This is a genomic window from Bradyrhizobium sp. WSM4873 (assembly GCF_055811355.1).
The window spans coordinates 90,187-112,845 of record NZ_JBVVPS010000010.1 but is presented as its reverse complement, the minus strand read 5'-3'; the positions used below and the strand labels follow the sequence as shown (position 1 = coordinate 112,845).

At 64.2% G+C, this 22,659-nt stretch carries 20 protein-coding genes; 3 read left to right on the top strand and 17 right to left on the bottom strand.

Annotated features, from left to right (window positions below):
* Positions 1–94: 94 nt before the first annotated feature.
* The 7 genes from AC0L21_RS16090 to glpD all read right to left on the bottom strand — a co-directional run bounded on the left by AC0L21_RS16090 (position 95) and on the right by glpD (position 7,854).
* Positions 95–1,837: an ABC transporter substrate-binding protein gene (locus AC0L21_RS16090; RefSeq protein WP_035993295.1), complete on the bottom strand. Its 1,743-nt coding sequence runs from the start codon at positions 1,835–1,837 to the stop codon at positions 95–97.
* Between the two features lie 127 nt (positions 1,838–1,964).
* Positions 1,965–2,294, bottom strand: coding sequence for a DUF2160 domain-containing protein (locus tag AC0L21_RS16085; protein WP_473262805.1), 330 nt, complete (start codon positions 2,292–2,294; stop codon positions 1,965–1,967).
* Between the two features lie 67 nt (positions 2,295–2,361).
* On the bottom strand, positions 2,362–3,168 hold the full coding sequence (locus tag AC0L21_RS16080; RefSeq protein ID WP_441234243.1) for a carbohydrate ABC transporter permease: 807 nt from the start codon (positions 3,166–3,168) through the stop codon (positions 2,362–2,364).
* The gene (locus tag AC0L21_RS16075) at positions 3,168–4,070 is read right to left on the bottom strand and encodes a carbohydrate ABC transporter permease (RefSeq protein ID WP_473262804.1); all 903 of its coding nucleotides are present in this window, start codon (positions 4,068–4,070) and stop codon (positions 3,168–3,170) included. The genes AC0L21_RS16080 and AC0L21_RS16075 overlap by 1 nt, the downstream gene beginning before the upstream one ends.
* Positions 4,070–5,155, bottom strand: a complete 1,086-nt coding sequence (locus AC0L21_RS16070) for an ABC transporter ATP-binding protein (RefSeq protein WP_473262803.1) — start codon at positions 5,153–5,155, stop codon at positions 4,070–4,072. The genes AC0L21_RS16075 and AC0L21_RS16070 overlap by 1 nt, the downstream gene beginning before the upstream one ends.
* A 12-nt stretch (positions 5,156–5,167) precedes the next feature.
* The gene (locus AC0L21_RS16065; RefSeq protein WP_473262802.1) at positions 5,168–6,307 is read right to left on the bottom strand and encodes an ABC transporter ATP-binding protein; all 1,140 of its coding nucleotides are present in this window, start codon (positions 6,305–6,307) and stop codon (positions 5,168–5,170) included.
* Complete coding sequence (gene glpD / locus AC0L21_RS16060; protein WP_473262801.1) at positions 6,304–7,854, bottom strand: glycerol-3-phosphate dehydrogenase; 1,551 nt, start codon at positions 7,852–7,854, stop codon at positions 6,304–6,306. Before glpD ends, AC0L21_RS16065 begins: the two co-directional genes overlap by 4 nt.
* 230 nt (positions 7,855–8,084) lie before the next feature.
* Here glpD and AC0L21_RS16055 point away from each other — a divergent pair, with 230 nt between their 5' ends.
* The gene (locus AC0L21_RS16055; RefSeq protein ID WP_473262882.1) at positions 8,085–8,366 is read left to right on the top strand and encodes a type II toxin-antitoxin system Phd/YefM family antitoxin; all 282 of its coding nucleotides are present in this window, start codon (positions 8,085–8,087) and stop codon (positions 8,364–8,366) included.
* On the top strand, positions 8,363–8,788 hold the full coding sequence (locus AC0L21_RS16050; RefSeq protein WP_473262800.1) for a PIN domain-containing protein: 426 nt from the start codon (positions 8,363–8,365) through the stop codon (positions 8,786–8,788). The genes AC0L21_RS16055 and AC0L21_RS16050 overlap by 4 nt, the downstream gene beginning before the upstream one ends.
* Before the next feature lie 3 nt (positions 8,789–8,791).
* On the opposite strand, the gene AC0L21_RS16045 is transcribed toward AC0L21_RS16050, so the two are convergent.
* Together AC0L21_RS16045 and AC0L21_RS16040 are read right to left on the bottom strand one after the other, a co-directional pair.
* Positions 8,792–9,634, bottom strand: a complete 843-nt coding sequence (locus AC0L21_RS16045) for a DeoR/GlpR family DNA-binding transcription regulator (protein ID WP_473262799.1) — start codon at positions 9,632–9,634, stop codon at positions 8,792–8,794.
* Between the two features lie 90 nt (positions 9,635–9,724).
* Positions 9,725–10,399: an HAD family hydrolase gene (locus tag AC0L21_RS16040; protein ID WP_473262798.1), complete on the bottom strand. Its 675-nt coding sequence runs from the start codon at positions 10,397–10,399 to the stop codon at positions 9,725–9,727.
* A gap of 154 nt (positions 10,400–10,553) precedes the next feature.
* Between AC0L21_RS16040 and AC0L21_RS16035 the strand changes: the two genes are divergently transcribed.
* Entirely contained in the window at positions 10,554–11,030 is a 477-nt protein-coding gene (locus AC0L21_RS16035) for a nuclear transport factor 2 family protein (RefSeq protein ID WP_473262797.1), read from the top strand.
* A gap of 226 nt (positions 11,031–11,256) precedes the next feature.
* On the opposite strand, the gene AC0L21_RS16030 is transcribed toward AC0L21_RS16035, so the two are convergent.
* From AC0L21_RS16030 to AC0L21_RS15995, 8 genes are all read right to left on the bottom strand, one after another.
* Complete coding sequence (locus tag AC0L21_RS16030) at positions 11,257–11,448, bottom strand: hypothetical protein (RefSeq protein ID WP_200472535.1); 192 nt, start codon at positions 11,446–11,448, stop codon at positions 11,257–11,259.
* 221 nt (positions 11,449–11,669) lie between these two features.
* Entirely contained in the window at positions 11,670–12,080 is a 411-nt protein-coding gene (locus tag AC0L21_RS16025; RefSeq protein WP_018454990.1) for an acyl-CoA thioesterase, read from the bottom strand.
* A 52-nt stretch (positions 12,081–12,132) separates the two neighbouring features.
* Positions 12,133–14,229 (bottom strand): 3-hydroxyacyl-CoA dehydrogenase NAD-binding domain-containing protein, encoded by a 2,097-nt coding sequence (locus tag AC0L21_RS16020; RefSeq protein WP_473262796.1) that lies wholly within the window; start codon positions 14,227–14,229, stop codon positions 12,133–12,135.
* Between the two features lie 2 nt (positions 14,230–14,231).
* The gene (locus AC0L21_RS16015; RefSeq protein WP_473262795.1) at positions 14,232–15,515 is read right to left on the bottom strand and encodes an acetyl-CoA C-acetyltransferase; all 1,284 of its coding nucleotides are present in this window, start codon (positions 15,513–15,515) and stop codon (positions 14,232–14,234) included.
* Positions 15,515–17,782 carry an acyl-CoA dehydrogenase gene (locus AC0L21_RS16010; protein ID WP_473262794.1) on the bottom strand — a complete coding sequence of 756 codons (2,268 nt, stop codon included), beginning with the start codon at positions 17,780–17,782 and terminating at the stop codon, positions 15,515–15,517. Before AC0L21_RS16010 ends, AC0L21_RS16015 begins: the two co-directional genes overlap by 1 nt.
* Before the next feature lie 276 nt (positions 17,783–18,058).
* The gene (locus AC0L21_RS16005) at positions 18,059–18,682 is read right to left on the bottom strand and encodes a flavin reductase family protein (protein WP_027516354.1); all 624 of its coding nucleotides are present in this window, start codon (positions 18,680–18,682) and stop codon (positions 18,059–18,061) included.
* Between the two features lie 178 nt (positions 18,683–18,860).
* Entirely contained in the window at positions 18,861–19,460 is a 600-nt protein-coding gene (locus AC0L21_RS16000) for a TetR/AcrR family transcriptional regulator (RefSeq protein WP_473262793.1), read from the bottom strand.
* Positions 19,461–19,496: 36 nt separating this feature from the next.
* Positions 19,497–22,634: an efflux RND transporter permease subunit gene (locus tag AC0L21_RS15995; protein ID WP_473262792.1), complete on the bottom strand. Its 3,138-nt coding sequence runs from the start codon at positions 22,632–22,634 to the stop codon at positions 19,497–19,499.
* Positions 22,635–22,659 lie beyond the last annotated feature (25 nt).

The window sequence follows — 22,659 nt, the reverse complement described above, 5'->3', positions numbered from 1 at the left end:
CGATGACAGCGGAGGGAAGTCGAGAGAGCGCTACCAGCGAAAAAAAGAAAAAGGCCGGGATTGCTCCCGGCCTTTCGTCGTTATGAGACGTGCCTTACTGCAGCGAGGCGCGCTTCGGGGGCTGGGCCGGCCACGACTTGATCAGGGTGTCGTAGTCGACCGTTTCGCCCTTCGGCTTCTCGTTGGCGAGCTTGCGCTGGGGAGCAATCGTGCCGTCCTTCTGGGCCTTGGCGAACCAGTACTCGGCCGTCTCCTTCTTGTGCAGCTTCGGACCGCAGGCGCCCTGCACGCCGGACTTCTCGAGGCGCTCCATCACGGAGTCCTGAGCAGCGGCAAGCGAGTCCATCGCGGCTTGCGGCGTCTTCGTACCGGACGACGCATCGCCGATATTCTGCCACCAGAGCTGGGCGAGCTTCGGATAGTCGGGCACGTTGTTGCCGGTCGGGGTCCACTGCACGCGCGCGGGCGAGCGGTAGAACTCGATCAGGCCGCCGAGCTTCGGCGCACGCTCGGTGAACGACTTGTCCCAGATGTCGGATTCACGGATGAAGGTGAGACCGACATGGCTCTTCTTCAAGCTGACCGTCTTGGAGACGATGAACTGAAGATAGAGCCAGGCCGCCTTGCGGCGGTCAGCGGGAGTCGACTTCAGCAGCGTCGCCGAGCCCGCGTCCTGGTAGCCGAGCTTCATGCCTTCCTTCCAGTACGAACCGTGCGGCGACGGAGCCATACGCCACTTCGGCGTACCGTCCGCGTTCATCACGGCGATGCCCGGCTTCACCATGTCGGCGGTGAAGGCGGTGTACCAGAACATCTGCTGGGCGATGTTGCCCTGCGCCGGCACCGGACCCGACTCGGAGAAGGTCATGCCCTGAGCCTGCGGCGGAGCATACTTCTTCATCCACTCGAGATACTTAGTGATCGAGTAGACCGCGGCCGGACCGTTGGTGTCGCCACCACGTTCGACCGAGGAGCCGACCGGACGGCAGCCTTCCATGCGGATGCCCCATTCGTCGACCGGCAGACCGTTCGGAATGCCCTTGTCGCCGTTACCGGCCATCGACAGCCAGGCGTCGGTGAAACGCCAGCCGAGCGACGGGTCCTTTTTGCCATAGTCCATATGGCCATAGACCTTGACGCCGTTGATCTCCTTGATGTCGTTGGTGAAGAACTCGGCGATGTCTTCATAGGCCGACCAGTTCACGGGAACGCCGAGCTCGTAGCCATACTTGGCCTTGAACTTGGCCTTGTAGTCGGGGTTGGTGAACCAGTCGTAGCGGAACCAGTAAAGGTTCGCGAACTGCTGGTCGGGCAGCTGGTAGAGCTTGCCGTCCGGCGCCGTGCCGAACGACTTGCCGATGAAGTCATTGACGTCGAGCATGGGGTCGGTGACGTCCTTGCCCTCGCCGGTCATGTAGTCCGACAGCGCGATGGTCTGGCCGTAGCGGAAGTGCGTGCCGATCAGGTCGGAATCGTTGATCCAGCCGTCGTACACGTTCTTGCCGGACTGCATCTGGGTCTGCAGCTTCTCGACCACGTCACCTTCCTGGATGATGTCGTGCTTGAGCTTGATGCCGGTGAGCTCGGAGAACGCCTTGGCCAGCGTCTGCGACTCGTATTCGTGGGTCGTGATGGTTTCGGAGACGACGTTGATCTCCATGCCCTTGAAGGGCTCGGCGGCCTTGGCGAACCACTCCAGCTCCTTCTTCTGCTCGTCTTTCGACAGCGTCGAGGGCTGGAATTCCGCGATCCACTTCTGGATCGCAGCGTCGTCGGCGGCGCGCACCGGCGCCGAGACGGCCAACGACACCGCGACCATGGCGGCGACACTGGACATCGTCAGAAAGCTATTCTTGGTCAATGGACGTTCCCTTCTCCTAAACTGCCGCATGTTGTTCCTCCGTTGCAGCGACAAACTTTTTACAGGCCCGGGTTGGTCCCGGATCTGGCCGTTCCTTCGCGGGCTAGACCGTGCGGAAAATGAGTACGGCCGTGGCCAGCGAGATTCCTGATGCGATCCAAAGGCGCGAAATTTCAACTCCGTCCTCGCCGATCGGCAGCGTGGCGAGGGCGTCGGTGCCGGCGAAGGCGATCCACAGCAAGTGGATGACCGCCGCCGTGATCAGGGAGATGAACAGGCGGTCGCCGCGCGTGGTCGGAATGCGCAGCACGCCGACGCGCTCGGCTTCGGGATAAGCCACCCCGAGCCAGGTCATCACCCCCAACGTGCAGGCCAGCGCGACAAAGAAGATCGCCGTTGGCGGCGTCCAGGCCATCCATGCAATCGATTCCATGCTCTTACTCCTTGCGCATGATCTGGTCCGAAAACCGGTTCCCACTTTTCGGGATCATGCGCATCTCCTAGACCCGACCGAGCGCGAAACCGCTCGCGATGTAATTCCGAACGAACCAGATCACGAGCGCGCCCGGGATGATCGTCAGCACGCCGGCCGCAGCCAGCAGGCCCCAGTCCATGCCGGCTGCCGACACCGTACGCGTCATGATCGCCGCGATCGGCTTGGCCGAGACCGAGGTCAGCGTGCGCGCGAGCAGCAGCTCGACCCAGGAGAACATGAAGCAGAAGAAGGCGGCGACGCCGATGCCGCTCGCAATCAACGGCACCAGGATCTTGATGAAGAAGCGCGGGAAGGAATAGCCGTCGAGGAAGGCGGTCTCGTCGATCTCGCGCGGCACGCCGGAGACAAAGCCTTCCAGGATCCACACCGCTAAGGGCACGTTGAAGATGCAGTGCGCCAGCGCGACCGCCCAGGGCGTATCGAACAGCCCGATCGCCGAATAGAGGTTGAAGAACGGCAGGGCATAGACCGCGGCCGGTGCCATCCGGTTCGACAGCAGCCAGAAGAACAGATGCTTGTCGCCGAGAAAGCGGTAGCGCGAGAACGCGTAGGCTGCCGGCAGCGCCACCGAGATCGAGATGATGGTGTTGAGGACGACATATTCCAGCGAATTGATGTAGCCGGAATACCAGCTCTCGTCGGTGAAGATGCGCTTGTAATGCTGCAGCGTCGGCGTATGCGGCCACAGCGTCATCGACGAGACGATCTCGGCGTTGGTCTTGAAGCTCATGTTGACGAGCCAGTAGATCGGCAACAGCAGGAAGATCAGGAACAGCGCCATGATGACGCGACGGCCGGGGATCGAATGCATCACGCGGCTCCTTCCTGCGGCTTCCGCTCGGCGCCGGCATTGGTCATGACGGTGTAGAAGATCCAGCAGACGATCAGGATGATGAGGTTGTAGACCAGCGAGAGCGCGGCGGCCTTGCCGAGGTCGAACTGACCGAGCGCGATCTTGACCAGCTCGATCGAGACGAAGGTTGTCGAGTTGCCGGGCCCGCCACCCGTCACCACGAACGGCTCGGTGTAGATCATGAAACTGTCCATGAAGCGCAGCAGCACCGCGATCAGCAGCACGCGGTTCATCTTCGGCAGCTGGATCGCCTTGAACACCGCCCAGCGCGAGGCACCGTCGATCTGCGCCGCCTGGTAATAGGCTTCGGGAATCGACTTCAGGCCGGCATAGCACAGCAGCGCGACCAGGCTGGTCCAGTGCCAGACGTCCATCACGATGACGGTGACCCAGGCATCGAATTCGTTGGAGACGTAATTGTAATCGAGCCCGATGTGGTTGAGGACATAGCCCATCAGACCGATGTCGGGCCGGCCGAAGATCTGCCAGATCGTGCCGACCACGTTCCACGGAATCAGCAGCGGCAGTGCGAGGATCACCAGACAGGCCGCGACGGTCCAGCCCTGACGCGGCATCGACAGCGCGATGACGATGCCGAGCGGCACCTCGATCGCGAGGATCACCAGCGAGAAGAACAGATTGCGGCCGAGCGAAGCCAGGAAGCGGCCGCCGAGATCGGTCGAGGGATCGAGCAGCTCCTTGAACCAGCCGACGCCGTTCCAGAAGAACTGGTTGTTGCCGAAGGTGTCCTGCATCGAATAGTTCACCACCGTCATCAACGGCAGCACTGCCGAGAAGGCGACGACCAGGAACACCGGCAGCACCAGGAACCAGGCTTTTTGGTTGACGGTCTTGTCCATCAGGCGGCTCCCTCCACCAGAAGGCTGTCGGCATAGACGTGGACGTGCGACGGGTCGAATTTCAGGCCGGCCGTTCCGTCCGGGCTGGTGAAGCCGGCCGGTGCACGGGCCGCGAGTTTTGCCTCACCAAGCCGCGCACGCGCGAAGCGGATGCGGCCGAGGTCGTCGACGCGTTCGATCTTCGCACTGAGCAGGCCGGGCGCAGGCGCGACGGCCTCGACGAATTCCGGACGGACGCCGATCTCGATCTTCGAGCCATCAGGCAGCTTGTCGTAGCTGCGGTTGAGCGCGATCACATGACCGCCGATCCTGGCCTCACGGCCCCTCACCTCGGCCGGCAGGATGTTCATGCCGGGCGAGCCGATGAAATAGCCGACGAAGGTGTGCGCCGGCTTGTCGAACAACTCGGCCGGCGTGCCGCTCTGCACCACGCGGCCGTCATGCATGACGACGACGGTATCTGCAAAGGTCAGCGCTTCGGTCTGGTCATGGGTGACGTAGATCATCGTCAGGTCGAGCTCGCGATGCAGCGCCTTCAGCTTGGAGCGGAGCTGCCATTTCAGCTCGGGGTCGATCACGGTGAGCGGCTCGTCGAACAGCACGGCGGCGACGTCGGAGCGGACGAGGCCGCGGCCGAGCGAGATCTTCTGCTTGGCGTCAGCCGTGAGCCGCGTCGCCTTGCGGTTCAGATAGGGCTCGAGGTCGAGCAGGCGGCCGATCTCGGCGACGCGCTGGTCGATCTCGGCCTTCGGCACGCCGCGATTCTTCAGAGGGAACGCCAAATTCTGCCCCACCGTCATCGTGTCGTAGATCACCGGAAACTGGAACACCTGGGCGATGTTGCGCTTCTGGGTTGACAGCGGTGTGATGTCCTCGCCGTCGAACAGGATTTTCCCCCGCGACGGCGTGATGATGCCGGAGATGACGTTGAGCAGCGTGGTCTTGCCGCAGCCGGACGGACCGAGCAGCGCGTAGGCGCCGCCCTGCCGCCAGGTCATGGTGACAGGCTTGAGAGCAAAGCTGTCCTGCGGCGCGTCATTGCCGCCGTAGGAGTGAGCGAGATCGACGAGGTCAATGCGGGCCATGTCGCATCCCCCTCAGGCTTTTTTCTTTGACGCGTTTTCTTCACGCGAACCGCTCGGCACTTCGCTTGAAAACGCTATGGGACCGGGAGCGGCGACCAAACGGTCTGCCGCATCGAAAACGAAGACGTCGTTGGGATCGAGCACGGCATCGAGCGTCTGGCCGGGCTCGAACTCGTGCACGCCGTGCAGCACCGCCACCCAGTTCGATCCGTCGCGAGTCAGATGCACGAAACTCTCCGAACCGGTGATCTCGGTCACCGTGACCGTGGCATGGAACGCGTGGCGGTCAGTCTCGCCATTGGCAAGCGCGAGCTGATGGGCTCGAAATCCGACGCGATAGGCGCCGTCCGCGAGCGAGGAATAGAGACCGGACGCCGGCGCGGCAATGCCGCCCGCATATTGCACCGAGCCGTTCTTTTTCTCGATGCCGACGAGATTGAGCGGCGGATCGGAGAACACCTGCGCGACGCGCAAGGTCTGCGGCCGCCGGTAGACGTTCGGCGTCTCGCCGATCTGGAGCGCCTTCCCCTCCCACATGCACACCGTGTTGCCGCCGAGCAGCAGCGCCTCGGTCGGCTCGGTGGTGGCATAAACGAAGATCGCGCCGGACGCCTCGAAGATGCGCGGCAGCTCGGTGCGCAGCTCCTCGCGCAGCTTGTAGTCGAGATTGGCGAGCGGCTCGTCGAGCAGCACGAGGTCGGCGCCCTTTACCAGCGCGCGCGCCATCGCAGTTCGCTGCTGCTGGCCGCCGGAAAGCTGGAGCGGCGTGCGCTTCAGGAACGGCTCGAGCCGCAGCAGTCGGGCGGCTTCCGCGACCCGCGCCTCGATCTCGGCGCGCGGCTTGCCCTGCACGCGCAAGGGCGAAGCGATGTTCTCGTAGACCGACAGCGAGGGGTAGTTGATGAACTGCTGATAGACCATGGCAACCGAGCGCTGGCGCACGTCGACGCCGGTGACGTCCTTGCCGTTGACCAGCAGCTTGCCCGATGTCGGTTTGTCCAGGCCTGCGAGCAGCCGCATGATCGAGGTCTTGCCCGACAGCGTCGGCCCGAGCAGCACGTTGAGCGTTCCGCTCTCGAGCGTCAGCGAGACGTCGCGGATGTGCTCGATACCGTCGACAGTCCGGGTCACGTGATCGAGTGTCACGGTCATGAGCGTCCTCCCGCTTCCAGCAGGGGAGTTTGCTGCACGGCGTGGGTCCTGATCCAGTCGTCAAGCGCCGCGATCTCGTCGGCACTTAGTCGCAGGCCGAGCTTGGAACGGCGCCAGACGATATCTTCGGCGGTGACGGCCCATTCGTTGGCCATGAGATAGCGGACCTCGCGCTCGGTCAGCGTCGCGCCGAAGGCCTGGCCGAGATCGGCCGCCGATTTCGCATCCCCAAGCAGCTTGATCGCCCTCGTGCCATAGGCGCGCGCCAGGCGCCGCGCATGCTCGTGGCTGAGGAAGGGATAGCCGCGCTGAAGCTCGGCAATCAGGCCGTCGACATCGGACACGCCCATGTCGCCGCCGGGCAGCGGCCATTTGCCGGTCCAGCCTTCGCGCGCTTTCGCACTGCGAAGATAGGGCGCGAGCCGCTCCAGCGCCTCCTCGGCGAGACGACGGTAGGTCGTGATCTTGCCGCCATAGATCGACAGCAGCGGCACGCCGCCGGGCGTGTCGAGCTCGAACACATAGTCGCGCGTCGCGGCCTTGGCTTCGCTGGCGCCGTCGTCATAGAGCGGACGCACGCCGGAATAGGTCCAGACCACGTCGTCAGGCGTGACAGGCTTGGCCAGATATTCGCTCGCCGCCGTGCAGAGATACTGGATCTCCTCGGCCGTCGCCTTCACCTTGGCGGGATCGCCGTCATAGTCGCGGTCGGTGGTGCCGATCAGCGTAAAATCGTCCTGATAGGGAATGACGAAGATGATGCGGCCGTCGGCATTCTGGAACATGTAGGCGCGGTCGTGGTCGTAGAGCTTCTTGACCACGATGTGCGAGCCTTGCACCAGACGCACCTTGGCTTTGGCGTTGACGCCGGCGCCGCGGCCGAGCACATCCTCGACCCAGGGCCCGCCGGCATTGACCAGCGCACGGGCCTGGATCGACGAACGCGCGCCTGTCAGCGTGTCGATCATGCTGACGGTCCAGATGCCGTCTGACTGTTTGATATCCGTCGCGCGCGTGCGGGTGCGGATCTCGGCGCCCTTGTCGGCGGCATCGCGCGCGTTGAGCACAACGAGACGGGCGTCGTCGACGAAGCAGTCGGAATATTCGAATGCGCGGCCGTAGCGGTTCGGGATCAGCGGCCGGCCGACCTCGTCACGCCGCAGGTCGACCGAGCGCGTCGCCGGCAACAGATGACGGCCACCAATGTGGTCATAGAGGAAGAGGCCGAGGCGCAGCAGCCAGGCCGGCCGCAGGCCCGCATGGTGCGGCAAGACGAAACGCAGGGGGCGAATGATGTGGGGCGCGATGCCCCAGAGAATCTCGCGCTCGATCAGCGCCTCGCGGACCAGCCGGAACTCGTAATATTCGAGATAGCGCAGGCCGCCATGCACCAGCTTGGTCGACCAGGACGAGGTCCCGCTCGCCAGATCGTTCATTTCGCACAGGAAAACCGTGTTCCCGCGGCCCACCGCATCGCGCGCGATGCCGCAGCCGTTAACACCGCCTCCAATGATGGCGAGGTCGAAAATTCGCTCCAACAGACGCATCCCCCGGCGACCGCCCGTTCAATCGAGCGGTTACTTTCGTTTTGGATTAGATCACACCAGAAAACGAAAGCAAGATGAAAGAGAGGCGAAAGGAAGTGAAAGCGGAACTTATAAGTGGGCAAAGGGGTGCGAAAATGGGCAGTCCAGGAGAGGATCGGAGCAGCATTTTTCTCTTGAATAGTCGTCGAGGACCATTATTGGTTACTGTAGTCATATTGGTCTTTATCTGCATGACAGAACACGGCACTGCACCAGACTCACCAGCGACCGCCTCATGGACGCTTGCCAACGCCAAGGCCCGGCTCTCCGAGGTGATCGACCGTGCCCAGGCCGGCCCGCAAATCATCACCCGACACGGCAAGCCAAATGCGGTGATCGTTTCCGCCGAGGAATGGGCGCGCAAGACGGCGCGCAAAGGTACCCTAGCCGAATTCCTGCTGGCTTCGCCGCTGCGTAGCGCCGATCTCGAGCTTGAACGCGTGCACGACGCGCCGCACGACGAGACGCCGTGAATCTGCTGCTCGACACCAACGTGTTGTCGGAGGTCCAGAGGCCGGCCCCTTCGCCGAAAGTCTTGTCATGGCTTGATACGATCGACGAGGATCGTGCGTTCATCAGCGTGGCATCGATCGCCGAGCTTCGCCGCGGCATCGCATTGCTGGAGGATGGCCGTCGGCGCGCAGCACTGGCCGCCTGGCTTGCCCACGATCTGCCGGAGCGTTTTGCCGGGCGCACCCTGGCGATCGACCACGCGGTGGCGGAACGCTGGGGTGACCTGATGGCTCAGAGCCGCAGAAGCGGCGTCGCATTGTCTGTCATGGACGGCTTCTTTGCCGCGACCGCGCTGGCAAACGACCTCATGCTCGTCACGCGCAATGTGAAGGATTTCGCGGTATTCGGCGTCCCGCTACTCAATCCATGGGAAGCCACATAAAATCTAGCGCAGCCGCACCACCGGCGCGGCCTCGGGCGCTTCTTGTGCCTCGCCTTGAGCATCATCGACGTCCGCCCCCTTCGGCATCGCCGCCATCACCTCGATGCCCTTGCCGTGGCAGATGGTGGCGAGGCGCTCCGGCAATTCCTGGTCGGTGACGAAGGTCTGGATCTGGCTGATATGGGCGATGCGCACCGGCGCGCTGCGCCGGAGTTTTGTGGAATCGGCGACCAGCATGACGCTGCGGGCATTGGCGATGATGGCCTGCGCCACCTGCACCTCGCGATAGTCGAAGTCGAGCAGCGCGCCCTCCTCGTCGATCGCGGACGCGCCGATGATGGCGTAGTCGACCTTGAACTGGCCGATCAGCTGCGTCGCGGTCGAGCCGACCACCGCACCGTCGGCGCGTCGTACCGTGCCGCCGGCGACCACCACCTCGATGCGAGGATGGCGGTACAGCAGCATGGCGACGTTCAGATTGTTGGTGATGACGAGGAGGTCCTCGTGCGAGGTCAGCGCGCTCGCCACCTCCTCGGTCGTGGTGCCGATGTTGATGAAGAGCGAGCAGCCGTTCGGGATCAGCGACGCGGCCGCAGCTCCAATCGCCTTCTTCTCGTCGGCGGCGACGAAGCGCCGCGCCTCGTAGGCGAGATTTTCCACGCCGGAAGCAATGATCGCGCCGCCATGGATGCGGGTCAGCGATCTCCGCTCGCAGAGATCGTTGAGATCCTTGCGGATGGTCTGCGCCGAGACCTCGAATCGGCGCGCCAGCTCCTCGACCATGACGCGGCCCGAAGCGCGCGCGATGTTGAGGATTTCGGCTTGGCGATGGGTCAGTCCGGTCACGGCGATGGCCTCAAGTCAGGAAGCTGCATGGTGCGGCGGTTCGCGCATTCGGTCAATGCGCGCGCCGATCACGGTTAACGGACGAGGTCTTCACCACGCCATCGCAGCGGCGAGACGCGTCAGCAGGTCCGGATCGTCGAAGGCGCTGGCGGAGGCGATAGCCCCGGCGGCGACGAGATCAGCATGGCTGAGGCTGGTCCGGATGCCGATGGTCGGAATGCCGGCCGCCGCGGCCGACTGCACGCCTGTGCGGGAGTCCTCGAACGCGATTGAGGCCATCGCGCTGGCGCCGGCAAAGCGCAACCCTTCCTGATAAGGCAGCGGATGCGGCTTGCCGTGCAACAGCTCGGCACCGATCACGAGCGCCTTGAAGCGGTGCGTGATGCCGAGGCCGGACAGCAGCAGCTCCGCATTGAGCCGCGGGGCGTTGGTCACGGCGACCATGGGAATACCGGCCGCATCCGCCCTGTCGAGCAGCGCCATCAGGCCCGGCAGCGGCTCGATCTGCCCCGCGACGAGTTCGCGGAAGACTTCCTCCTTCTCATCGAGGATCAAGGCACGCCGTTCCGGCGCCTCGTCGGGCAGAAAGCGCTCGCCGATCGATACATTCGCGAAGCCTTGCAGCTCCCTGGAGAAGCGCGCGTGATCGAAGACATGGCCGCGAGGACCGAGCACCTGATTGAAGGCCTTCAGGTGCAGCGGATCGGTGTTGGCGAGCGTACCGTCGATGTCGAACAGCAACGCCCTGCCGATAGCCTCGATCATGTCCGTACTTTCCCGAATATATGACGCATCAATACGAAAGCCGTATCAATACAGCGCCAATCGCGCAATGACGCACGTGCATGACCACCACGCGACACTCGACAAAGTCGCGCGCGGCTGCAACACTCCATGCAAGATCAAAAAGGAGGAAACGATGACGATCAACCGACGCGATCTGGCTCTCTCGACTCTTGCAGTCCCAGCTCTTGCCGTCTCCACTCTTGCCGTCTCAGCGCTCGCAACACCGGTGCTGGCGGCCTCGGCGGACGAGGAAGCCGTGGCGAAGAAGGTCGAGGCGTTCCGTCTCGCCCAGATCGCAGCCGATCCCAAGGCGCTCGGCGCGCTCTGCGCCGACGAGGTGAGCTACAGCCATTCCAGCGGCAAGGTCGAGGACAAGGCGACCTTCGTCGCCAACGCCACCGACGGCAAATCCAAATTCCTGTCCATCGAATACAAGGACCCGACCATCAAGGTCGTCGGCCCCGCTGCGATCGTGCGTTTCCACTGGGTGGCAGAACAGGAGATGGCGGCCGATGGGAAGAAAGTGCCGACCAACCTTCATATCCTGATGAACTGGCAGAAGCAGGGCGACGACTGGAAGCTGCTCTCGCGGGCGGCGACGAAGTTGTGAACAACGGCTGTTCCCCTCTCCCCACGCGGAGAGGGTGGCTTCGCGAAGCGAACTCAGGTGAGGTTTCTCTCCGAGAATGAATCTCTCGCAGTGGAATTTGCGCAGACGACCCCTCATCCGGCGCTACGCGCCACCTTCTCCCACAAGGGGAGAAGGGAAGAAGAGTTCGCGGCAAAAGATTCCTACCTCTCGCGCTACGCGCGGCCCGGAATGACCAGCGGGAGGACTACGCCGCTTCCTTCACATCACCGTTAACCAGCTTGCGCGCGGCGCGCTCGGCTTCGCGGGCGTTGCGGAAGAGCTGGCCTTCGAGTCGGTTGAATTGGTGGGACGATGCGAAGAAGCAGTAGCCGCCCTGGCCACGAACAACGATTCCCGCAGCCTCTGAATTAACTTCGATGATGTAGCTGTCCGGCATGGCCCGTAGATTCCTCAGTGCGGGCAAATAACCGGATCGCGGCCCGAAAGTTCCTCGGGCAAATCAGCCGGTTTCCACCCCGAATCGACAGGCAATTGGGTACGCCGGGACCTCATCCGTTTTATGACTGGTTCTTGGCAAAGCCGCGACGCCGTGTCTCAGTCGCGCCGCGTTTGGTGGCCCCGCATACACCGAATGATGAGGCGCAACGCCGCGCGCGACTACGTCGCGATCGCGGTGTCGGTCGGGCGAACCGGCTGCGGGCGGCCGTGCTCGTCGATCGACACGTAGGTGAAGTTGCCGTCGGTGACGAGGAACGGTTGCTGCTCGCCGCGGCGCAGCGCCCACGCTTCCAGATGCACGGTGATGGACGTGCGCCCGACGCGAACAAGGTGGGCGTGGACCGAAACGAGATCGCCGACATAGACGGCCTTGCGGAAATTCATCGCCTCGATGGCGACGGTCACGGTGCGCGACTTTGCGACCTTTGACGCAAACACGCCGCCGCCGACGTCCATCTGGCTGAGCAGCCAGCCGCCGAAGATGTCGCCGTTTGCGTTGGTGTCGGCAGGCATTGCCAGCGTGCGAATGCAGAGATCGCCGCCCGGCCCGGCATCGGCTTGTTCGTTCATGCCGCTCTCACTTGAAGATTGCTCATTTGAAGATTGCCCACTTGAAAACATCTCACTTGAAATTGTCCCAGCCCGGATCCGGCGCAAAGCGCTCGCCGAATCTTCCAGCCAGCGCGCGCAGCGTAGATGCGACATGATCCACACCACGCGTGCGCGCATAGTTCAACGGGCCGCCACGGAACGGTGCATAACCGGTGCCGAAGATCATGGCGCCGTCGACCATGTCGGCATCATCGACGATACCTTCGCGAAGCGCGGCGACGCAGACATTGGACATCGGCAGCACCAGGCGGTCGATCATCTGGTCGGTGACGCGCGGACCGGTCTCGGGCAACGGCGCCTTTTCGGCCTTGCCGTCGCGCCAGACGTAAAAGCCCTTGCCGGTCTTGCGGCCGAGCTCGCCCTTGGCGACCTTCTCGCGCAGCCAGGCCGGCGTTGGCGGCAGCAGATCGCCGAACTTGCTGCGCAGCATGTCGCCGACGTCGAGACATATGTCGAGCCCGACCTGGTCGGCCAGTTCGATCGGCCCCATCGGCATGCCGAACTGCTCCGCGGCCGCGTCAATCAGGCGCTGGTCGATCTTCTCGTCCAGCATCACCATCGCTTCCAGCATGTAGGGCGTCAGCGCGCGGTTGACGAGGAAGCCCGGCGAGCTCTTCACCGACAACGGCAGCCGATCGATCGCGCCAACGAAAGCGAGCGCCTCCTTCAGCGCCTGCGTATCGTTGCCGTCATGGCTGACGACTTCGACCAGCTGCAACCGCGACACCGGGTTGAAGAAGTGCAAGCCGACCAGCCGCTCCGGACGCGCCAGCGTGGTGCGCAAATCCTGCAGCGGAATGCTCGACGTGTTGGTCGCGAGAATCGCGCCCTCCTTCATCCGCGGCTCGATACCGGCATAGACCTTCTGCTTGAGCTCGAGCTTCTCCGGGACCGCCTCGATGACGAGATCGGCGTTGCGGACGCCCTCCCCGTCCATGTCGGGGATCAGGCGATCGAGCGCGTCGCGCACCTCGATCGGCTTGCGGATGATCTTGCCGTAGAGCTCGGCGGCGCGCTTGACCGCGCCTGCGATCGGTTCCGCCTTCATGTCGGCGAGCGAGACGCGCAGCCCCTGCCCCGCACACCACGCCGCGATGTCGCCGCCCATGGCGCCGGCGCCGATGACGTGGACATGCTTGATCGTGTTGCCGGAACCTGTCGCCTTCTTCATCTGCTCGCGCAGGAAGAACACGCGGATCAAATTCTGCGCGGTCGGCGTCACCATCAGCTTGGCGAACGAGGCCTGCTCCGCCCTGAGCATCGCGGCCTTGCTGCCGCCATGGGTCTCCCAGAGATCGATCAGCGCGTAAGGCGCAGGATAATGCTCGCGGGACGCGGCCTTTGCCGCCTCCGATCGCATTCGTTTGGCCAGCAACCCGCGCACCGGGCCGAAATTCGCCGCACGCGTCAGAAAGCCCGGCCGCGCCCGCTTGAGGCGGCCGAACAGCGCGTCCTTCACCGCGTTGCGAACGTGGCGCTCCTGCGTCACGGTGTCGACGAGGCCGAGCGATTTGGCGCGGCGGGCATCAATGGTGCGGCCGGTCAGCATCAGGGCCATCGACTGGGTCGGATTGACCAGCGCTGTGAAACGCGCGGTGCCGCCGAGCCCAGGGTGCAGGCCCAGCATCACCTCGGGGAAGCCGAAGCGCGCGCCGTCGATGGCGATGCGCGATTGGCAGGCGAGCGCGACTTCGAGCCCGCCGCCGAGGCAGAACCCGTGGATCACCGCGACCGTCGGCAGCTTCAGCGCTTCCAGATGGTCGACCACCGCATGGGCGGCACGGATGCGAGTCTCCACCATCGCGGCATCATCGGCGCCACGGAATTCGTTGACGTCGGCGCCTGCAATGAAGCCGGACGGTTTTGCGGAGCGGATCACGAGGCCGGCCGGACGCTCGGTCTCGATCGCCGCCAGCACGGAGTCGAACTCCTCCATTACGTCCGAGGACAGCGTATTGGCGCTGGCGTCAGTGCGGTCGAACAGCAGCCAGGCGACGCCGTCGGTGTCGCGCGTCAGCTTGAAGTGGCGGTAAGGACTGTCAGGCGCGGGCTTGGGCCCGAGCTCCAGCACGCGGTCGCCGAGCGCGGTCATGATCCTGGAATCCATCGTCACACCGCCTCGATCAGCATGGCGCCGCCGAGCCCGCCGCCGATGCATTCGGTGGCAATGCCGCGCCGCGTGCCGAGCCGCTTCATCGTGTTGACGAGATGCAGCACGATGCGATTGCCGGAGGTGCCGACGGGATGTCCGAGCGAGATAGCGCCGCCGTCGACATTGAGTTTTTCGCGGTCGATCTCGCCGGCAGCGCCATCGAGCCCCAAAATCTCGCGGCAGAACTTGTCGTCATTCCAGGCGCCAAGGCAGCCGAGCACTTGGGTGGCAAACGCTTCGTTGAGCTCCCAGGTCTGGACGTCCTGGATAGTGAGATCGTTGCGCTTGAGTAGCGGCGTCGCCGACATCACGGGACCGAGACCCATGATGCTTGGATCGAGTGCGGCCCAGTTGCTGTCGACGATGACGGCCTTCGGCGTCAGCTTGTGCCTGGCGACCGCTTCGTCGGACGCCAGGATCACCCAGGACGCGCCGTCGGTGATCTGCGAGGAATTGCCGGCAGTGACCTGGCCCCAGGGACGTTCGAACACCGGCCTCAGCTTCGCCAGCTTCTCGGCTGTCGAGTCCGGACGCACGCCATCGTCATGCTCGAAGAATTTTCCGTCACGGGAGAACGCGGTCTCGATCTCGCCCTTGAGAAAACCTTCTGCCTGCGCATGCGCGAGCCGGCGATGGCTCTCGGCGGCATAGGCATCGGACTGCGCGCGGGTGATGCCGAAGAGATGGCCGACGACTTCGGCGGTCTGGCCCATGTTCAGGTCGGTAATGGGATCGGTCAACCCGCGCTCCAACCCGATGATCGGTTTGAGATAGCGCGGCCGCAGTTTGAACGCTGCGGCAAGCTTCGCGGCGACGCCCTGGGCGGTGGCAAGGCCGGCGAACCAGCGCACGCCGGAATTGGGCCAGACCAGCGGCGCATGGCTCAAGGCTTCGGTGCCGCCGGCGAGGATCATGTCGGCATGGCCCTCGCGGATGTAGCGGTAGGCGGTGTCGATCGACTGCATACCCGAGCCGCAATTGATCTGCACGGTGAAGGCGACCATGTCCTCACCCATGCCGAGCCGGAGCGCGGCGACGCGGGCCGGGTTCATTTCGTCCGCGATCACGTTGACGCAGCCGAGGATGACCTGGTCGAAGCTATCCGGCGAAAACGGCTGGCGCGCCAGCAGCGGCCGGCCGCATTGCACGGCGAGATCGACCGGGGTGAACGGCCCCGGCCCCGAACGCGCCTTCAAAAACGGCGTCCGGCTGCCGTCGACGATGAAAACCGGTCGTGCCATCAGCTCGCCGCCCTCTGTTCACCGAGTTCCTGGAAGAACTGATGCACGTCACCGGTTTTCTTGTAAATCGGCGACAGCGCCTCCGGTGCAAAATCGTCGACCTCGATCACTTTTGTCACCGCTTCGCGGGCCGCGGCCAGCTGCTCGCCCTCGGCCTGCGTGATCACGCCCTTGGCCACCGCATCCTTCCAGTTGCTCATGTGCGCCGCGCGCATGCGCCTGGCGATGGCGTCCGTGCCTGCGACCAGGTTGAACGCGCGCTCCAGCCGGTCGAAGCCGCCATCGTCATCGACATAAGCCAGATCAGGCGTGAGGCGGTCGCGCGCGGCCGACGGCTCCAGCACGAGGCTCGCGCATTGATGCACGACCCGATCGGAGGGACCCAGCACGCGGGCGCCGAACGGCTGGACCACCAGCTTGAGGATTGCAGCTACAAAGCGGTTGGGCAGATTGGCGAGGATTTCGGCAAGCCGGTTCTCGATGGTCCGAAAGCCCGTCGCCATGCACCATTCGAGCGCGGCAAAGTCCTCCTTCTGCCGGCCCTCGTCCTGCCAGCGCTTGAGCGCGGCCGAGAGCAGATACAGCTCAGACAGGATGTCGCCGAAGCGTGCCGACAGCATCTCCTTGCGCTTGAGCGCGCCGCCGAGTGTCAGCAGCGCCATATCGGCACAGAGGGCAAACGCCGCGGAGTAGCGCGAGAGCTGGCGATAGAATGGCCTGGCGTCACCGGCGTCGGGTGCAAGCGCGAAGACGCCAAAGCTCCAGCTCCGGCCGAACGCGCGCAAGAGTGTCTCGAAGCTGTGGCCGACATGCTTCCAGAACGCCTTGTCGAAGGAGGTGAGCCCGCGCTCGCGATCGGTATCCGCGAGCGCATTCATCTCGTCGAGCAGATAGGGATGGGCGCGGATGGCGCCCTGCCCGAACACGATGAGATTGCGGGTGAGGATATTGGCGCCCTCGACGGTGATGCCGACGGGGACGGCACGGTGGAGATTGCCGAGATAGTTTTGCGGACCGTCGATCACGGCCTTGCCGCCATGGATGTCCATGGCGTCGTCGACCGCGGTGCGCATCCGCTCGGTCGCGTGCAGCTTCATGATGCCGGAGATGACGGCCGGATGGATCCCGGCATTCAGCGCGGCGCAGGTCAGCCGCCGCGCCGCGTCGAGCTGATAGGCGGTCGCGACGATGCGGGCGAGCGGCTCTTCGACGCCCTCGAATTTGGAAATGGAGATGCCGAACTGCTCGCGGATGCGGGCATAGGCGCCTGTGGTGCGGGCGGCATAGGCGGCGCCCGCGGCGGAGAGCGACGGCAACGAGATGCCGCGGCCGGCGGCGAGCGCGGTCATCAGCATCTTCCAGCCCTGCCCCAGCCGCGCCTGGCCGCCGATGACGTAGTCGAGCGGAATGAAAACGTCGCGGCCCCAGTTCGGGCCGTTCTGGAACACCTGCATCGACGGCAGATGGCGTTTGCCGATTTCGACGCCGGGAAGGTTGGTCGGGATCAGCGCCACGCTGATGCCGAGCTCTTCCTGATCGCCTACGAGATGATCGGGGTCATACGCCTTGAAGGCGAGGCCGAGCAGCGTCGCGACCGGACCGAGCGTGATGTAGCGCTTGTGCCAGTTGAGCTTCAGACCCAGCACCTCCTGGCCCTCGAAGCTGCCCTTGCAGATGATGCCGGTGTCGACCATCGAGGCGGCATCGGAGCCAGCCTCGGGGCTGGTGAGGCCGAAGCAGGGAATGTCACGGCCGTCGGCAAGACGCGGCAGCCAGCGCTGCTGCTGCTCCTTCGTGCCGAAGTGCATCAGGAGTTCGCCGGGGCCTAACGAGTTCGGCACCATCACCGTCACCGCGGCGGCGATCGAGCGGGTCGAGATCTTGCGCACCACTTCCGAATGCGCATAGGGCGAGAAGCCGAGGCCGCCGAACTCCTTCGGAATGATCATGCCGAAGAATTTTTCGCGCTTGATGAAGTGCCAGACATCGGGCGGCAGGTCGCGCCATTCCCAAAAGATCTTCCACTCGTCGAGCATGGCGCAGAGCTCGTCGACGGGGCCATTGAGGAAGGCCTGCTCCTCGTCGGTCAGCATTGCCTGCGGGACCTTCAGCAGCTTCGACCAGTCAGGGTTGCCGGTAAAGAGATCGGCGTCCCACCAGACGTCGCCGGCCTCCAGCGCCTCGCGCTCGGTGTCCGACATCGCCGGCAGCACGCCACGCGCCCAGGAGAAAATCGGTTTTGTCAGGGTGTCGCGGCGGAAGCTCATGGCGGACCTCATGGATCGGCGCGGTGCTCGGGCATTTTAGCGGAAAGTGGCCGGCGGGGGTGAACACTTCGCCCGCGAAAAGACGCGAATTGACGCGGCCGTGCGGCGCCCAGGGGCCATAACGGCCAAGGCGTGGTGGCAGTTCCGGGGGGATGTCATTCCGGGGCGCGCGAAGCACGAGCCCGAATCCATGGTGCGGCAGCGTTGGCCGATGAATGGATTCCGGGTTCGCGCCTAACGGCGCGCCCCGGAATGACGGGATGGAGAGAGAGGCGCCTAATCCGGCCGCACCATCTCGAACATGTTTTCCGGCTTGATCTCGAAATAATCCCCGCTGCGGCCGGCCCGGACGATCGGGCGGGCGGCGGCGGTCTGGTAGACGCCGTCCTTGATCATGGCCTTGTCGATGTGGACGGCGACCACCTCGCCGAGCGTCAGCCAGGCGTTGGCCTCCTTGCCGTCGGCGCCCTTGAGCCGGACGATGTCGGACACCTTGCATTCGAAGGCGACGGGACTCTCACCGACGCGCGGCACGTTGACGAGCCTACCGGGCACGGCGGTGAGGCCGGCGACCTCGAACTCGTCGACCTCGGGGCCGACGTGCGCCGCAGTCGCGTTCATGTGCCTGGCCAGGTCCATGGTGGCCAGATTCCAGACGAACTCGCCGGTCTGCTGGATGTTCTCGACCGTGTCCTTCCAGTTGGTGGAGGAGAAGCCGATGATCGGAGGGACGTAGCAGAATGCGTTGAAGAAGCTATAGGGCGCGAGGTTGACGTGGCCCTTGGTGTCGCGCGACGAAATCCAGCCGATCGGCCGCGGCGCGACGATGGCGTTGAAGGGATCGTGCTTGAGGCCGTGGCCCTTGGCGGGCTCGTAGAAGTGCAGGTCTTTGTCGGTCACGCGCTTTTTCCTTCTCGTCATTGCTAGCGCAGCGAGGCAATCCAGAATCCCTCCGCAGAGACAGTCTGGATTGCTTCGCTACGCTCGCAATGACGGAGTTTGTCGATCCGTCCTTGCCCACCACCAGCCGTCATTCCGGGGCGGTGGGCCTGCTTATAGGAGGAAATCCGTCGCCGCGTCAGTGCCGCGGGGACAATCCCGCGATGACGAAATCGATCATCTGGTCGATGGTCGGCCCCGGCTTGGTAGCGCACTGGGCGATCATCTGGGGGTGGAAAAAGCGCATCATCGCGGTGCAGGCGCAGAGCGCGGCCAGTTGCAGGTCCGGCGCCTCGAACTCGCCGGCGGCCACGCCTTGCGCGATCATCTGGCCGATGACCCCGGCAATGCACTCCATGTGGTTGACGCAGACGTCCCAGTCCTCCTGCATCGCGATCTCGACCATCTCGTGCAGCTTATTGTCGCCGACATAGCGTTCGGTGTTCATGCGATGGATGGTGGTGAGCAGCTCGCGGAAGCGCGGCGCTACCGGACCGGGTCTCGCCACGATCCGCTGCGCTTCCAGCTCGACCTCGCCCATCAGCGAACGGGCCACCGCCTGATGAATCGCCTTCTTCGATTCGAAGAAGCGATAGACGTTGGCGGGGCTCATCTTGAGCTCCTTGGCGATGTCCCCGACCGTGGTCTTGAGATAGCCGATCTGGCGGAACAGCCGCTCGGCCACCTCGAGAATACGATCCCGGGTGTCGCCTTCGATATGTTCCGAAACCAGTGTCATCTGTCAGGACTCGTCAATCAGCCAATTCATCTTCACTTATTCAGCCGCCTCAGCAAGCGGAATTGCGTTCTCGTCATCGCGCCCATGCTGCGGCGCGGCAGGCTGTTCGGGCGTGCCCGCCTCGTCCAGGCTCTTGCGGAACCAGAGGGCGTAGAGACCCGGCAGGTACAGCAGCGTGAGGAAGGTTGCGACGAACAGGCCGCCCATGATGGTGATCGCCATCGGCCCCCAGAACGCCGAGCGCGACAGCGGGATCATGGCGAGGATGGCGGCAAGCGCCGTCAGCACCACCGGACGGGCGCGGCGGACGGTGGCCTCGACGATCGCCTCGCGGCGGGTCAGGCCGTGCGAGACGTCGGTCTCGATCTGATCGACCAGGATGACCGCGTTGCGCATGATCATGCCGGCGAGCGCGATCAGGCCGAGCAGCGCCACGAAGCCGAACGGCGCGTTGGCGATGTTGAGCCCGAAGGAGGCGCCGACGATGCCGAGCGGCGCGGTCAGGAACACCAGGATCAGGCGCGAGAAGCTCTGCAGCTGGAACATCAGCAGCGTCAGCATCACCATGACCATCAGCGGGAAGAGAATGAAGATCGAGGCGTTGCCCTTGGCGGATTCCTCGAACGCGCCGCCCGCCTCGATGCGGTAGGCCGGCTCGAGGTTGTCCTTGATCGCCTTCAGCTTCGGCGCGATCTGGCCGGTGACGTCGGGCGCCTGCACGCCGTCGACGACGTCGGAACGCACTGTGATCGCCATGTCGCGGTTACGCCGCCACATGATCGGCTCCTCGTGGGCATACTCGATCTTGGCGATCTGCTGCAGCGGCACGGCCACGCCGTTACGCGAGGTGATGGTGAGATCGCCGACTGCGCCGAGGTCGAGCCGTTCGGACGATACGGCGCGCGCGACCACGCCGACCTTTTCGATGCCGTCGCGCACGGTCGTCACCTGTGAGCCGGAGATCAGCATCGACAGCGCCTGCGACACGTCCTGCGGGGTCAGACCCATCGCGCGGGCGCGATCCTGATCGACGACGAGCTTGAGGTAAGGCGACTGCTCGTTCCAGTCGAGCTGGACGTCCTTGACGCTCTTGTTCTGCCGCATGACGTCGCGGACCTGGTAGGCGATCTCGCGCACCTTGTTGGCGTCGGGGCCGATGACGCGAAACTGCACGGGAAAACCAACGGGGGGACCGAAATTGAAGCGGTCGACGCGCACGCGGGCCTCGTTGAGAGCGCCGTCGGCAACGGCGTTTTCAAGCCTGGCCTTGATGCGCTCGCGCGCCTCGACGCCCTTTGCGACGATGACGATTTCGGCAAAAGCCTCGTTTGGAAGCTGCGGATTGAGGCCGAGCCAGAAGCGCGGCGAGCCCTGCCCGACATAGGCCGTATAGGTCTCGATGTCCTTGTCGTCCTTGAGCATGGTCTCGGCCTTCTTCACCGCCTTTTCCGTGACGTTGAAGGCGGTGCCCTCGGGCAGACGAAGCTGGAGGAAGAGCTCGGGGCGCTCGGACAGCGGGAAGAACTGCTGCTGGACGTGGCCGAAGCCGACGATCGAGGCGACGAAGACGCCGACGGTCGCAGCCACCACGGTGATGCGGTGGTTGACACACCACTGCACGATCGCGCGCAGGCCCCGGTACATGCGGGTCTCGTAGACCGCGTGCGGATCGTGATTGTGGTGCATCTTGATGTTGGGCAGCAGCATGACGCCGATATAGGGCGTGAAGATCACCGCCACGAACCAGGACGCGACCAGCGCGATCGCCACGATCCAGAAGATGCTGCCGGCATATTCGCCGACCGCGGAATTGGCAAAGCCGATGGGGAGGAAGCCAGCGGCCGTGACCAGCGTTCCCGTGAGCATCGGAAACGCAGTGGATTCCCAGGCAAAGGACGCCGCACGCATGCGGTCCCAGCCCTGCTCCATCTTCACCACCATCATCTCGACAGCGATGATGGCGTCATCCACCAGCAGGCCGAGCGCGATGATCAGCGCACCCAGCGTGATGCGGTGCAGGTCGAGCGACATGGTGTTCATGACGATGAAGACGATGCCGAGCACCAGCGGCACCGACAACGCGACCACGATGCCGGTGCGCCAGCCAAGCGCGAGGAACGACACGAACAACACGATCACCAGCGCCTCCATGAAGGAGTGCACGAATTCGCTGACGGCGTGCTCGACCACCTTGGGCTGGTCGGCGATCAGCTTGATGTCGACGCCCTGCGGCACCGCCTTCATGAATTCAGCCGTCGCCTTCTCGACCTCCTTGCCGAGATCGAGGATGTTGGCGCCCTTGGCGGTGACGACGCCAATGCCGATCGCGGCCTTGCCTTCCTGGCGCACGATGAAACTCGGCGGGTCGACATAGCCGTGGGTGACCGTGGCGATGTCGCCGAGGCGGAACACGCGACCGTTGCTCTCGACTGGGGTTTCGGCGACGGCCTTGGCGCCGTCGAGTGCACCGGTGACGCGCAGCGGCACGCGCTGCGACGAGGTCTCGACCGTGCCGGCCGGCGTCACGTTGTTCTGCTTGGCGAGCGAATCGAACAGCGCCTGCGGCGTGATGCCGAGAGTGGCGAGCTTGGCATGGCTGAACTCGACGAAGATGCGCTCATCCTGGTTGCCGTAGACGTCGACCTTGGTCACGCCCGGCACCTTCAGGAGGCGCTGACGGAAACCCTCCGAGACCTTCTTGAGCTGGGCGTAGTCGGCGCCGTCGCCGGTCATCATGTAGAGGATGGAATCGACGTCGGAGAACTCGTCGTTGACGACGGGCCCGAGAATCCCTGCGGGCAGCTGGCCCTGCACGTCGGCCAGCTTCTTGCGCAGCAGATAAAAGAGATACGGCACGTCCTTCGGCGGCGTGGAATCGCGGAAGGTGACCTGGAGCGCAGTGAAGCCGGGCTTGGAATAGGTCTGCACCTTCTCGAAGTAGGGCAGCTCCTGGATCTTCTTCTCGATGGGATCGGCGACCTGCGCCTGCATTTCCTGCGCGGTCGCGCCCGGCCACAGCACGGAGACGTTGACCACCTTCACCGTGAAGAACGGATCCTCGGCGCGACCGAGCTTCTGATAGGAGAAGAACCCGGCGACGCCGAGTATGAGCATCAGGAACAGGATCAGCGTCGGATGGCTGACGGCCCAGGCCGAAAGGTTGAAGCGCTTCATCGCACTCTCCAAAGATGATCCGGTT

Bases quoted from the DNA above. Each gene is read 5' to 3' on its own strand.
- AC0L21_RS16070 (WP_473262803.1), bottom strand. From the start codon at position 5,155: ATGGCCCGCATTGACCTCGTCGATCTCGCTCACTCCTACGGCGGCAAT.
- AC0L21_RS16020 (WP_473262796.1), bottom strand. From the start codon at position 14,229: ATGGATTCCAGGATCATGACCGCGCTCGGCGACCGCGTGCTGGAGCTC.
- AC0L21_RS16000 (WP_473262793.1), bottom strand. From the start codon at position 19,460: ATGACACTGGTTTCGGAACATATCGAAGGCGACACCCGGGATCGTATT.
- AC0L21_RS16040 (WP_473262798.1), bottom strand. From the start codon at position 10,399: ATGATCGAGGCTATCGGCAGGGCGTTGCTGTTCGACATCGACGGTACG.
- AC0L21_RS16030 (WP_200472535.1), bottom strand. From the start codon at position 11,448: ATGCCGGACAGCTACATCATCGAAGTTAATTCAGAGGCTGCGGGAATC.
- AC0L21_RS16080 (WP_441234243.1), bottom strand. From the start codon at position 3,168: ATGCATTCGATCCCCGGCCGTCGCGTCATCATGGCGCTGTTCCTGATC.
- AC0L21_RS15995 (WP_473262792.1), bottom strand. From the start codon at position 22,634: ATGAAGCGCTTCAACCTTTCGGCCTGGGCCGTCAGCCATCCGACGCTG.
- AC0L21_RS16015 (WP_473262795.1), bottom strand. From the start codon at position 15,515: ATGGCACGACCGGTTTTCATCGTCGACGGCAGCCGGACGCCGTTTTTG.
- AC0L21_RS16035 (WP_473262797.1), top strand. From the start codon at position 10,554: ATGACGATCAACCGACGCGATCTGGCTCTCTCGACTCTTGCAGTCCCA.
- AC0L21_RS16075 (WP_473262804.1), bottom strand. From the start codon at position 4,070: ATGGACAAGACCGTCAACCAAAAAGCCTGGTTCCTGGTGCTGCCGGTG.
- AC0L21_RS16090 (WP_035993295.1), bottom strand. From the start codon at position 1,837: ATGTCCAGTGTCGCCGCCATGGTCGCGGTGTCGTTGGCCGTCTCGGCG.
- AC0L21_RS16055 (WP_473262882.1), top strand. From the start codon at position 8,085: ATGACAGAACACGGCACTGCACCAGACTCACCAGCGACCGCCTCATGG.
- AC0L21_RS16065 (WP_473262802.1), bottom strand. From the start codon at position 6,307: ATGACCGTGACACTCGATCACGTGACCCGGACTGTCGACGGTATCGAG.
- AC0L21_RS16025 (WP_018454990.1), bottom strand. From the start codon at position 12,080: ATGAACGAACAAGCCGATGCCGGGCCGGGCGGCGATCTCTGCATTCGC.
- glpD (WP_473262801.1), bottom strand. From the start codon at position 7,854: ATGCGTCTGTTGGAGCGAATTTTCGACCTCGCCATCATTGGAGGCGGT.
- AC0L21_RS16010 (WP_473262794.1), bottom strand. From the start codon at position 17,782: ATGAGCTTCCGCCGCGACACCCTGACAAAACCGATTTTCTCCTGGGCG.
- AC0L21_RS16085 (WP_473262805.1), bottom strand. From the start codon at position 2,294: ATGGAATCGATTGCATGGATGGCCTGGACGCCGCCAACGGCGATCTTC.